Here is an 11790-nt window from a genome sequence, read left to right as displayed (position 1 = left end):
GGGTCAGGTCTCCATCGCTGCGGCCTGGAGCAGGGCGCGCACCAGGGTGCGGCGCCCGAGCTCAGGCTTGAAGGCGTTCTCGCCATGGGTCACCGCGCCCTGGAAGGCCGCGTCGGCCGACGCCTGGGCTGAGGCCTGATCAAGCTTTCGCCCTCGCAACGCCGCCTCCGCCTCATGCGAGCGCCAGGGTTTCGCCACCAGGCCACCCAGGCCGACCCGTGCCTCGCGCACGACTCCGTCCTGAAGATCGAGCGCCACCACCGCCGAGGCCTGGGCGAAGTCGTAGGATTCGCGGTCGCGAATCTTCAAATAGAGCGACCGCCGGGTCCACGGCCCCGCAGGCACGCGGAAGCTGATGATCAGCTCGCCCGGCCGCAAGTTCGTGTCAATATGCGGCGCGTCGCCGGGCAGCCTGTGCAGCTCCTCGAACGCGATGCGACGCGCGGTGCCATCCGAGCTCAGAATTTCCACCTCGGCACCGAGGGCGGCGAGGACATTCGCAAAGTCGCCGGGATAGTGGGCGATGCAGTGCTCGCTGACGCCGAGCACTGCGAGCCTGCGATTCACGCCAGCCATGGCGGCACAGCCCGTTCCCGGCACCCGCTTGTTGCAGGCCTGCCAGCTTGGATCGCGGAAGTAATTGCAGCGCGTCCGCTGCAGCACGTTGCCGCCGAGCGTCGCCATGTTGCGCAGTTGCTGGCTGGCGGCGAGCTGAAGGGACTGCGCGATTGCAGGATAGTCACGTAGCACCGCCGGGTGCTCCGCCGCCTCGGCCATGCGTGCCAGTGCACCGAGCCTGAGGCCGGATGCGTCGGTTTCGATCCGGCCATGGTCCTGCCGCAGCGCCGTGATGTTGATCAGCGCGGGCGGATGGGCAACGCCGATCTTCATCAGGTCCAGCAGGTTGGTGCCGCCGGCCAGGTACTGGGCGGGCGCGAGGATGCGCTCCTCGCCGGGCGGGGCGAGGTGCTGCGCGGCGAGCGCCAGCGCGGCCGCCGTGCCCTGGGCTTGCTGGTAGTCGAAGGGGCGCATGTCAGGGGCCTTCCATCAGCAACTTCGCCTGCTGCACGGCGGCGACGATCTTCGGGTAGGCGGCGCAGCGGCACAGGTTGCCGCTCATGTATTCGCGGATCTGGTCGGCCGAGTTTGCGTGCCCCTCCTGCACGCAGGCGATGGCAGAGAGGATCTGGCCTGGCGTGCAGTAGCCGCACTGGTAGGCATCCTGCTCGAGGAAAGCCTTCTGCATCGGGTGCAGTGGCTTGTTCTCACCGGCCAGCCCCTCGATGGTGGTGATCTCCGCCTCCTGCGCCGCGACGGCAAGGGTGAAGCAGGACAGCACGCGCATCCCGTCCAGGAGTACGGTGCAGGCGCCGCACTGGCCGAGGTCGCAACCCTTCTTGGTGCCGGTCAGCTCCAGCCGCTCCCGCAGCGCGTCAAGCAGGGTGGTGCGCACATCGACCGCAAGGCGATGCTCCGTGCCATTCACTTTGAGGAGGACGTCCATGCGGGCTCCATGCGTTCGGCGGCGAAGGGCTGTGGCGATACGGCCAGGTCAGGCAATGCGCAGAATGGGTTTCACGACGGCACCGGCGTCGCTGTTGTCGATGGCCTGGTTGATGTCGGCGAAATCGTACCAGCGCACGAGACGCTCGAGCGGGAAACGGCCCTGGCTTTGTAGATGCATCAGGGTAAGCAGGAAGTCGGGCGTTTGGCCACCGCCCAGGATGCCGATCAGCCGTTTGCCGTGCAGCAGCATGTCCGGGTGATTCAGGCGGACCTCGGCGGTGGGCTTGGCGCCGCCCACCATGGCGCAGACGCCCAACACCCCGAGCGCCTGGCACGCCTCCGCGACTAGATTCGCCCCGCTCTTGGACTCGATGGCGTAGTCGGCGCCGCCGCCCGTTAGATCCTTGATGGCATCGAGCAGAGTGCTGCCGGGTTGGAGGGCATGCGTGGCGCCGAGCTCGCGGGCCAGGGCCAGTCGGTGCGCCTCCTTGGCCACGGCGATGATCGTCGTGAGCCCGGTAAGGCGCGCGGCCATGACCGCTGAGAGCCCCACCGCACCTGCACCGAAGATGACGAGGCTGGAGCCCGGCGCGGAACGTAGCTCATTCAGCACCGTGCCGGCTCCGGTGGAGATGCTGCAGCCGAGCGGCCCAAAAAGGTCATGGTCGATGCCGTCCGGCACCTTGGCCAACTGGCGCTCAGGAGCGAGCGTATGGGTTGCCCAGGAGGACCGCTGGAAGAAGCGTCCGGCCAAGCTTTCTCCGCTCTTGCGTTTCAGCGGGCTCGAGCCGTCCAGGCGGTAGCCGCTGAACATCAGCTTACGGCCCTGTTCGCAGTAGCGCGGCTGACCACGGCGGCAATTTCGGCACACGCCGCAGAAAGGGAAACCCATGACGACCCGGTCGCCAGGCTTAAGCCGGGTGACCTCGCGCCCGACGGCGTACACGACACGAGTACGCCCGGAATGGGATAAGGCTCGAGCCCGTGAATACAGCCGTGGTCCGTGCCGCAGACGCCGCAGCTTGTCACCCGGACCAGAACCTCATCGGGGCAACGGCCGTCGAGTTCAACGGACTCGATGCGGATCCTGCGCCGCGTCAGCGTACCATCGGGCTTTTCGAGAACTGCGGCCTGAACCTGCATGAGAGACGATGCTTTTAAGAATGCGCGATACGGGAGTGGGACGGCACAGCCCCGTCATCTCTGCGGGCCAACGCCCTTGTGCTAAACAGGGTTGCCACCGCCCGTGCGCGATCTGCTGCACCTGATGCTGTGGCGGTTCGACCTCCCCGGACGCAGGCGACATTAATCTGGCTATTCGCGTCGGTGTCCCGTGGCGACTTGATTCGTCCATAGTCAAAGGCAGGTCATGCCCGATCCCTCAAGCCATGCCGCCGCCGACCCTGGCCCGAGCAACAGGGCCATCGAAGCGACCAACCCCGGCGAATTTACACCACCACCCACCGACCACGGCAACCTCGGTGCGCTCCGTTACTCCTTTTGAGCGACGCACAACCGGCGCACCGCGGCCGGGTGGGCGCGTGAGGTAACGGTGCAGCAGTTCCCGATTGCCCAACGGACCGCCGGTGTGAACATGAGGCTGGACGCGGGTGGAATCCGGGAGCTGCACTGGCGTAAGGAATCCGAATGGGCCTTCATGCTCTACGGTGCTGCGCGTATCACCGCGGTGGATCAGGAGGGCCGCCACTTCGCGGCGGATGTGAAGGAGGGTGACCTCTGGTTCTTTCCGGCCGGCATCCCGCATTCGATCCAGGGTCTGGGCCCGGATGGCTGCAAGTTCCTGCTGGCCTTCGATGATGGCGCCTTCTCCGAGGATAGTACCTTCCTCATCACCGACTGGTTCGCGCACACGCCGAAGGGGGTACTGGCGCAGAATTTCGGCTGGCCGGCCGAGGCCTTCGAACGAAGTCCGTCCGAGGAACTTTACATCTTCAACGGCCGCAAGCCCGGCTCGCTCTGGGACGATCTGCGGTCGAGCTCGCAACCGACCGTGCCGGAACCCTTCAACTTCGCTCTGATGGAGGTGCCGCCCATGCGCACCCGAGGTGGTTGGGTGCGCATCGCGGATTGCCGCAACTTCACGGCATCCCGGACCATGTCCGTTGCGCTGGTCGAATTGGAGCCAGGTGGGTTGCGGGAACTGCACTGGCACCCCCAGGCGGACGAGTGGCAATACTACATCAGCGGCCGCGCCAGATGACGGTCTTCGCCAGCGGCAGCAACGCCAATACCGTAGTTTTCGGAGCGGGCGATGTGGGTAACGTGCCCCGTTCCTTCGGGCACTACATCCAGAACACCGGCGATACACCAGTGCGCTTTCTCGAGATATTCGCCAGCGGCGAATATGCCGACGTCTCCCTGGCGAACTGGATGGCGAACACGCCGGCCCGCCTGGTCGCCGATCACCTGAAGCTGGACGAGACCCTGCTGCGGCCTGCCGCAGGTCAAGACCCCCGTGGTGCCGAAATGACCAAGACCGTACAACCTTTCCGGCCGCCGCCCGAGGAAGCCTTTGAAACATTAGAGGTGGTCGCGGAATTCGAAGGGCCGATGCCCACCGGCGTCACCGTCTCACAGTCGGGCCGCATCTTCTTCAACTTCCTCAAATGGGGCGATGATGTCCGCTTCACGGTGGCCGAGCTACGCGACGGCAAGCCCGTCGCCTATCCCGACGAGGCGTTCAACCGCACCGATCCGGACGATCCCGCCACCGCACTCGTTTCGGTGTAGAGCGCGGTGGTGGACCCAGTTGATCGCCTGTGGATCCTGGATACCGGCAGCCCAATGTTCCAGCAGACCAGGGTCGGCCCGCCGAAGCTGAGCTGCGTAGATCTGGCGACCAACCGGGTGATGAAGCGCATCATCTTTCCGCGCGAGGTGGCGCTGCCGACCACTTACCTGAACGACCTGCGCTTCGACCTGCGGCGCGGGGCAGAGGGCACGGCCTACATCACCGACAGCGTCGACCAAGAACCGAACGGCATCATCGTCGTGGATCTCGCCACGGGCGACAGCTGGCGCCGGCTGCACGATCACCCCACGACCAAGGCCATCCCACCGCCGGACTTCCTGCCCGTCGAGGGCAGGGCACTGATGGAGCGCCAGCCGGACGACACGACCAAGCCAGTGACCATGCGATCGGAAGGCATCGCCATCGGTGCCGATGGCGCACGGCTCTACTACTGTCCGCTCGCTTCCCGCCGTCTGTTCAGTGTCTCGGCGGAAGCGCTGGCCGACCGCTCGCTCAGCGATGACGCAGTGGCGGCGACGGTGCGGGACGAAGGCGACAAGGGTGGCGGCGCCGATGGACTGGAATCCGACGCGGCCGGCCGGATCTATGTTACAGGCTACGAGCACAACGCCATCCTGCGCCAGAATCCGGATGGCCTGGGAGACGGTGGCGCACGACACGCGCCTGCTCTGGCCGGACATAATGTCCCTCGCTACCGACGGGTATCTCTACGTCACGGCGAACCAGTTGCGTCGCCAGTAGAAATGCCAGAGTGGGAAGGACCTTCGGCACAGGCCCTATTCCCTGTTCCGCATCCGCCTGGATGCAGCGCTGGTGCTGCTGCGGTGACGACCCGTCGCCATCCTGCCGTACGGATACAGGCACGCATTACGGCCCGCGCCTGACGGGTCGCATAGCGGCCGCGTCGTCCTGCTTGGTGCCGGGCATGCGCTAACCCCGGTGGCGTCGGCGGCGGCTTGACGCGTTGTCCTGGTGCTTTGTCATCGCGGTGTTGTGGTTCGGACCGGCGTCCGCGTCGCGCGTCTTGAGGCTGGCCAGGCATTGCTCAAGAACGGCGGCGCGATCCCCTTCGACCTGTTCTTCAACCCAACCGGCCTTGCTCCCAACCCGGTGGTCCGGCGCTGTGGCCTCTGCGCTGCGCGTGACGCTCATCTGCGCTTCGTCGCCGATCCCGCCATACACTGCATCGACGGGCGCTTTTTCAGCCGATACCAGCAGGCGGCGGGAGGTTGACGGCGACCTTCACGGCGCCGGGGGACCGTATCGGGCTGCCTGGCACGACCCAGGCTCCTGGCGATAGGCCGTGCAGGCAAACCCGGCCAGCGGCGCCGGCGCGGGCACCTGCGGCCTTGCAAGCCTCACCACCGTCGGGTTCAACCCTCGCCGGGACGGTGACCAGGACCGGATGATGGCGCGTCGGGCTCACCGGGAACCTGCATCCGCTCGCCCAGGACGTCGCGGATATAGAGCTTCTGCACCAGCACGAAGGCCACCACGGTCAAGGGCGCCGCCAGCACCGTGCCACCGATGCCGAGGACCGCGCTGAACGCCACGATGGCGAAGAGCAGCACCATGGCCGGTATGTGGATCATCTTCTGGCCGAGTAGCGGGAACACCAGATTCGCCTCCAGCTGCTGGACGGCGACGTAGAGCCCGATGGTCCACAGCGTCACTTCCCACCCCTGCCCCAGGGCCAGCAGCAGGGCCGGCACGATGCCGAGGACGGAGCCGATAAACGGCACGAACTCCGCTAGCCCGGCGAAAAGACCAATTGCGAGCGGCGCCGGCAGGCCGATCGCCCAGGTTCCGAGGCCGACCAGGACGCCTACCAGCAGCATGCAGAGAAGCTGCGCCCGGAGCCAGACACGGAGCGCGCGGCCGCTCGCGCACAGCGCCTCGTCCGCACGCGCATGTTGGGTCTTTGGCAGCAAGGCCACCAAGCCGCGGCGGTAGAGCCCGGGATCGGCAGCCAGGAAGAAGCCGCCAATCACAGCGAGCGCCAAAGCCGAGAGCGCCTCGAAAATCCCGAAGCTGATCCCGGCAGCTCGTCGCGCTACGTCGCGGATCAGGGAGCCATCGAGCCCGCCCTCCTGACCCGAGGACGGGGCTTGGCCTGTCCTGCCCATCCTGCCACCGGGAGCGGCGTCCTGGTTGTTGCGCTCGCCGGGAACAGGGAGGTCGATGCCGAAGCGCGTCTCGAATTTCTGCACGGCACCGGGCAGGTGCTCGCCAAGCTGCGCGACCTGAGACCTGAGCTGGCCCCCGACCATCACGCCCACCAGCGCGAGGGCAAGCACCAGGACCGTACCCAGGGCCGCCAGCGACCAGATGCGCCGAAGCCCGAACCATCGTTCCAGCGGCTTGGTCACAGCCAGCAGCAGCACGGCAACGACCAGGGCCGCGAAGGCCAGCAGCAGGGCGGAGCGAATGGCCCAGAGCAGCAAGGCGAGGCCTGCGACCGCGGCGACGATGAGCACGCGGCGAAGGAAGCGGAGGTCGGAGCGCCACCAAGCGCCAGCGTCCTCTCCGCCCGGCTTTGCCCTATGCATGCTGGTCTCTTCTAAAGATTGCTCCTTCACTGCCGCCTCGGTCTGCGCCGATGCCGCTCGGCCTTCGGTCGAGCCTGGCCGGCCTGCAAATGGTATGCCCGGCTCCCGCCATGCCGAGTTACGGCCCTGGTCGTCCGCCCGTGCTGTCGAAGACGCCACCCGAGGCATAACTCGCCTCCGCCGAGGCAAGCAGGACATAGATCGCGGCGAGCTCCGCGGGCTGGCCCGGCCGGCCGAGCGGGCTCTCGGCGCCGAATTGCGGCAAGGCGTCCGGCATCTGCCCACCGCTGGGCTGCAGCGGCGTCCAGAACGGCCCGGGCGCTACCGCATTCACGCGGATGCCCTTCTCCGCCACCTGCTTCGCCAGCGCGCGGGTGAAGGCGACGATGCCCGCCTTGGTGGTGGCGTAGTCCAGCAGCATGGCCGGCGGGTCATAGGCGACGACCGAGGCGGTGTTGATGATGGTGGCGCCCGGTGGCAAGTGGGGCAGCGCCGCCTTGGTAATCCAGAACATCGCGTAGAGGTTGGTCTTCAGCGTGGCATCGAGCTGCTCGGTGCTGATCTCCAGCAGGGATTTCTGTGCGCTCTGCCGTGCGGCGTTGTTGACCAGGATGTCGAGGCCGCCGAGTTCGCGTACCGCATCCGCCACCAACCGCTGGCAGAAGCCTTCGTTCTGGATATCGCCCGGCAACGCCACCGCCTTGCGTCCGGCCTGGCGGATGAACTGCACGACCTCCTGCGCATCCTCTTCCTCGGCGGGCAGGTAGTTGATCGCCACATCCGCGCCTTCCCGCGCATAGGCGATCGCGGCGGCGCGGCCGATGCCGCTGTCGCCGCCGGTCAGCAGCGCCTTCCGGCCGGCGAGCTTGCCCGATCCGCGGTAGCTCGTCTCGCCATGATCCGGCCGCGGCTGCATGCGGGCGGCGAGGCCCGGCCAAGGCTGTTCCTGTCGCGGGAAGGGCGGGCGCGGATACTCGGTGCGCGGATCGCCGAGGCTGCGCGGCGGCGCCTGCGTCTGTGCCGTGACCGGAGCGGCGCCGGCAGCGAGCAGCGCCGGCGCGGCAGCGACGCCGCTGCCGAGCAAGAGACGACGCGAATGGGTTGCCGTGTCCTGCGGCGATGCCTCGGCCTCGGCGGGTTTTTCCGGCGGCATCGGTACGTGTCCTGGTGTGTGCTGCATTGCCAGCCAAAGCGTGACGGCAGGGACGGTTCCACTCGCCACGAGGACCGCCACCTCGTGCGGTCATCCTACGGAAGCCTTGCCCGCACCGACCCGCACGGCAATGTGCGGGGTCGTTCCGCGCGCTGCCCTCGACCGCCCGAACGTGGCACGCGGCAGCACGTTGATCCAGCAGGCCGGCCGAGGTGTCGCCAATCATTTGCGCCCGACGCCTCAATGGCAACGTGGGGTACACCCGCTCCTGCTGTTCATTACCGGCCTTGGAGGAACGGATATGAAGGTCAGCGACAAGATGACGCGCAACCTGCGCGTGGCCAGTCCGGACGATACGATCCAGCAGGCTGCGCGCAGCATGGCGGAGTGCGATGCGGGGGTGCTGCCGGTAGGCCAGGATGACCGGCTGGTCGGCATGGTGACGGATCGCGATATCGCCGTGCGCGGCGTGGCCGAGGGCAAGGCGCTCGACGCCAAGGTGCGCGACGTGATGACCCCGGACGTGAAATACTGCTTCGAGGACGAGGATCTCGACCAGGTTTCGCGCAGGATGGGCGAGCAGCAGGTGCGACGCCTGCCGGTCATGGACCGCAACAAGCGGCTGGTCGGCATCCTCTCGCTTGGCGACGTGGCCATGGGCGAGGGGCCGAAGCCTGCGGGCGATGCCCTGTCCGGTGTGTCACGCCCAGGTGGAGAGCACTCCCAGACCGGCGGTCCGCGCACCGGTCCGGGTGCGTAGGGCCGAGCGTGGCGCACCCCTTCTTTCCGGCCGTGCTGGCGCTCGCGGCTGTGCTGGGCACGGTTGGACCCGCCGCGGCCCAGTCGAGTGCCTCGCCCGTACCGGATGCCCTTCGGCGCACACCTCCGGAGGTGGACGGCGCCCGCCCCGGCAGCGGCGCAGCAGCCCCCCGGCGCGACCGCCTGGGCGGCGGGCCTACCGGTGACAATACCGTCGAAGATCGGGAAGGCGGAGGCCGGGCCCGCGGCGTGATCCGCCCGCCCATGGGCGTAGACCCGGGCATCCAGGGTACTGTCCCCGATCCGACTCCACGCACCACACCGGTGATCCCACCGCCCGGCACACCTGGTGGTGCTCCCACCGCACAGCCAAGATAAAGGGCGACACCATGCCTCTCGGGCAACACCGTAGCCTCATAGCGCCATCGGAACCGCCGCAGCCGCCCATGCCGCGGCCGCCCGAGCCGGGGCCCGATCTTCCACCGCCGACGCCGCCCGGACCCGATATCCCGCCGATGCCGGGGCCGGATGTCCCTACCCCGGGGCCTGGTCCGGAAATCCCACCGCTCTCGCCGCCCGGGCCGCGCGAGATGCCGCCTCCCGTGGCCTAGTCAGAGATAAAGCAGTCAGGATGGGCGCCGAACCTCGCGGGAACATCATCCCACCGCTTGGCCTGTACGGCGTCCTCCCCGCGCCCGAGCCGCGCCACGGTGTCGTGGTATTCGCCCGTGGTAGCGACGGCAGCCGGTTGAGCCCACGCAACGCCTTCGTCGCGGCGGCGACGTGCCAGGGCGGCCCTGGGACGCTGCTGTTCGACCTGCTGCCACCGGAGGAGGCCGAGGATTGGCGCAAAGTGTTCGACATTCCGCAGCTCGCCAAGCGGCTGATGAATGCGACCGGTTGGTTGACCTCGCCAGCCAGCGTAAGCGGGGCGGTGCCGATCGGCTATTTCGGTGGCTCGACCGGCGCGGCGGCAATGCTGGCTGCCGCAGCCCTGCGTCCTGACCGAGTGTGCGCCGTCGACTCCCCCGGCGGCCGACCTGACCTCGCCGGACTCGAAGTGCCGTCCCATACGCGTGCCCCGACGCTGCTGATCGTAGGCAGCCTCGACGAGGAAGTGCTGGCCCTGAACCGCAGCGCTGCGGCGCAAATGCCGGCTGCGGCCGAGATCCGGGTCGTGCAGGGCACCGGACATCAATTCGAAGAACCCGGAACCCTCGGTGCTGTCGTCGTGCTCGCCCGTGATCGGGTCATGGACCGGGTAGGTCGTCTGCCATGAAGTTCCGTGACCGCGCCGAAGCCGGCCGCGGCCTGGCCGAACGCCTGCTGTACCTGAAGGATTCCCGGCCGGTCGTGCTCGCCCTCCCGCGCGGCGGCGTGCCGGTGGCCGTGCCCATTGCCGAAGCCCTTGACGCACCGCTCGACCTGCTGCTGGTGCGCAAGATCGGAGCGCCGGGTCAGCCCGAGCTCGCGCTGGGCGCCATAGTCGAGGGCGAGCCACCGCAGACGGTGATGAACGACGATGTCGTGGAAATGCTCGGCGTACCGCCTAATTTCATTACGGAGCAGGCAGCGGACCAACTCGCCGAGATCGAGCGCATGCGGCGCCGGTGGCTGCACAGGCATGCCCCTGTGGTGCCCTATAGCCGTACGGTCATCCTCGTGGACGACGGTATCGCCACCGGCGCGACGGTGCGCGCTGCATTGCTCGCGCTGGAGCGTGCCGGTGCCGCGCGCCGCATCCTCGCCGCCCCGGTAGCACCGCGCGAGGTCGCGGAGGCGCTTCGGCCGTTTTGTGACGAGGCGGTGTTCCTGGCCGAGCCAACCCTCTTCGGCTCGGTCGGGGCCTTCTACGATGACTTCCGCCAAATCGAGGACGCGGAGGTGACCGCACTGCTTGAGGGTGAGGCGAAATGGCGGCGAGCCGATTAGCGGCAGCACGGATGCTTGCCGTCCAGGTCACCGACTACCTCTTCGCCTTCGCGATCGATATCGCTTTCCGGTACGTCACCATCAAGCCCATGCGCGGTCTTCGGTTGGCAAGGGCCTGGTGCGGGTGATCATGACCGACACCTGTCGCTGACGGCCCGGCATGCCGGGATGCGCGGCCACATGGTCTTCGCCAAATCGTACCTGTTGTATCAGGTGTTTGGGGCGCGGCTCGAGACCGCCATGCCCGAGTTCTGGTTCATGGCGCATGATCGCCATGCTTTGCAGCCTTGCCACTCCCTATCCCATCAACTGGTGGCTGATCCGCAACGGTATCAAGGAAATGATGTAGCCCGACTTCGGACGATCGGCTCAAGAGTGCCATTGCGATCCGCTTTACGCGTTGCTGGAGATCTGACCTACCCGCCCAGATGCAGCCTCATCGAGCGCGACCCGGTCTGAGATCCGCCTTCGGTGCCGCCACGAGGAATGTTAGTGGAGCAGGATGCATGGCAGGCCACGGTCGCGCGCGCCAGGCACGGATCTACCTCTCCGGCCTGGCTGGCCGGCGGCAGTCGGTCCCGGTATCGCCGGAGCAGTTGGAACGCACTGCTCTTGCAAAGCTGAGCCGCAATGCTGGCGCCTACTTCGCAGGCGGCGCCGGCCTGGAGCGCACGATCGCCGCCAACCGTGCGGTCTTCGATGGCCACAGGATCATGCAGCGCATGATGCGCGGCGTGGCAAAGCGGGACCTGTCCGTCGAGTTAGTTCGGCCGCAGGCTCCCGCTGCCGCTCCTGCTCGGGCCTGTTGGCGTCCTCGATCTGGCGCACCGGGAGGCCGACCTGCCCGCCGCGCGCGCGGCGGCCGCGATGGGCATTCCCTTCGTCACTTCCAGTCAGGCGTCGCGTCCGCTGGAGACGATCGCCAGGGCGATCGGCGACGGTCCGCGCTGGTTCCAGCTCTATTGGTCGGCGCGGAACGAGCTGACGGCGAGCTTCGTGGCGCGGGCCGAGCGGGCCGGGTACGAGGCCATCGTGGTTACGCTAGAGCAAAATCTGACCGATCGGAGTCATTGGGGATTCCTCTCGGCCTCGAAATTTGATTCACCCTGCTGGCTGGG

Annotated in this window: 13 protein-coding genes and 2 pseudogenes; 9 read left to right on the top strand and 6 right to left on the bottom strand. The window is 67.5% G+C overall.

Translation table 11 applies throughout. The features are described from left to right. Positions 1-3: 3 nt before the first annotated feature. The 3 genes from JMJ55_RS27600 to JMJ55_RS27590 are packed head-to-tail and all read right to left on the bottom strand — an operon-like array spanning position 4 to position 2452. Positions 4-1032: an FAD binding domain-containing protein gene (locus JMJ55_RS27600; RefSeq protein ID WP_202828832.1), complete on the bottom strand. Its 1029-nt coding sequence runs from the start codon at positions 1030-1032 to the stop codon at positions 4-6. Position 1033: 1 nt separating this feature from the next. Next, positions 1034-1504: a (2Fe-2S)-binding protein gene (locus JMJ55_RS27595; RefSeq protein WP_202828831.1), complete on the bottom strand. Its 471-nt coding sequence runs from the start codon at positions 1502-1504 to the stop codon at positions 1034-1036. A gap of 48 nt (positions 1505-1552) precedes the next feature. Then, the gene (locus JMJ55_RS27590) at positions 1553-2452 is read right to left on the bottom strand and encodes a zinc-binding dehydrogenase (protein ID WP_202828830.1); all 900 of its coding nucleotides are present in this window, start codon (positions 2450-2452) and stop codon (positions 1553-1555) included. A gap of 588 nt (positions 2453-3040) precedes the next feature. On the opposite strand from JMJ55_RS27590, the pseudogene JMJ55_RS31805 reads away from it, so the two are divergent. From JMJ55_RS31805 to JMJ55_RS27570, 4 genes and pseudogenes are all read left to right on the top strand, one after another. After that, positions 3041-3727: pseudogene (locus JMJ55_RS31805) on the top strand (cupin domain-containing protein); the annotation flags it as partial. Next, entirely contained in the window at positions 3724-4257 is a 534-nt protein-coding gene (locus tag JMJ55_RS31800) for a cupin domain-containing protein (protein WP_202828829.1), read from the top strand. The pseudogene JMJ55_RS31805 and the gene JMJ55_RS31800, both read left to right, overlap by 4 nt. A gap of 6 nt (positions 4258-4263) precedes the next feature. Continuing rightward, a complete protein-coding gene (locus JMJ55_RS27575) occupies positions 4264-5163 on the top strand; it encodes an L-dopachrome tautomerase-related protein (RefSeq protein WP_328702788.1) in 900 nt (299 codons plus the stop codon). Positions 5164-5320: 157 nt separating this feature from the next. Continuing rightward, complete coding sequence (locus JMJ55_RS27570) at positions 5321-5512, top strand: hypothetical protein (protein ID WP_202828827.1); 192 nt, start codon at positions 5321-5323, stop codon at positions 5510-5512. A 140-nt stretch (positions 5513-5652) separates the two neighbouring features. Here JMJ55_RS27570 and JMJ55_RS27565 read toward each other — a convergent pair whose 3' ends face one another. Further along, positions 5653-6756 (bottom strand): AI-2E family transporter, encoded by a 1104-nt coding sequence (locus JMJ55_RS27565; RefSeq protein ID WP_202828826.1) that lies wholly within the window; start codon positions 6754-6756, stop codon positions 5653-5655. A 190-nt stretch (positions 6757-6946) separates the two neighbouring features. Then, on the bottom strand, positions 6947-7981 hold the full coding sequence (locus JMJ55_RS27560; RefSeq protein WP_202828825.1) for an SDR family oxidoreductase: 1035 nt from the start codon (positions 7979-7981) through the stop codon (positions 6947-6949). Positions 7982-8282: 301 nt separating this feature from the next. Between JMJ55_RS27560 and JMJ55_RS27555 the strand changes: the two genes are divergently transcribed. From JMJ55_RS27555 to JMJ55_RS27545, 3 genes are all read left to right on the top strand, one after another. Continuing rightward, entirely contained in the window at positions 8283-8741 is a 459-nt protein-coding gene (locus JMJ55_RS27555) for a CBS domain-containing protein (protein WP_202828824.1), read from the top strand. 630 nt (positions 8742-9371) lie between these two features. After that, entirely contained in the window at positions 9372-10019 is a 648-nt protein-coding gene (locus JMJ55_RS27550) for a dienelactone hydrolase family protein (protein ID WP_202828823.1), read from the top strand. Beyond that, a complete protein-coding gene (locus tag JMJ55_RS27545) occupies positions 10016-10672 on the top strand; it encodes a phosphoribosyltransferase (protein WP_202828822.1) in 657 nt (218 codons plus the stop codon). The genes JMJ55_RS27550 and JMJ55_RS27545 overlap by 4 nt, the downstream gene beginning before the upstream one ends. A gap of 81 nt (positions 10673-10753) precedes the next feature. Here JMJ55_RS27545 and JMJ55_RS27540 read toward each other — a convergent pair whose 3' ends face one another. Continuing rightward, complete coding sequence (locus JMJ55_RS27540; RefSeq protein ID WP_202828821.1) at positions 10754-10948, bottom strand: hypothetical protein; 195 nt, start codon at positions 10946-10948, stop codon at positions 10754-10756. A 152-nt stretch (positions 10949-11100) separates the two neighbouring features. Here JMJ55_RS27540 and JMJ55_RS31795 point away from each other — a divergent pair. Together JMJ55_RS31795 and JMJ55_RS31790 are read left to right on the top strand one after the other, a co-directional pair. After that, a pseudogene (locus JMJ55_RS31795) lies at positions 11101-11379 on the top strand (hypothetical protein); the annotation flags it as partial. 76 nt (positions 11380-11455) lie between these two features. Then, the coding region (locus tag JMJ55_RS31790) for an alpha-hydroxy-acid oxidizing protein (protein WP_328702789.1) at positions 11456-11790 on the top strand (335 nt) is incomplete at its 3' end.

Source organism: Belnapia mucosa, assembly GCF_016775475.1.
GTDB classification, from domain to species: Bacteria; Pseudomonadota; Alphaproteobacteria; order Acetobacterales; family Acetobacteraceae; genus Belnapia; species Belnapia mucosa.
The sequence above is the reverse complement of the archived record's forward strand: the minus strand, read 5'-3'. Positions and strand labels throughout refer to the sequence as shown.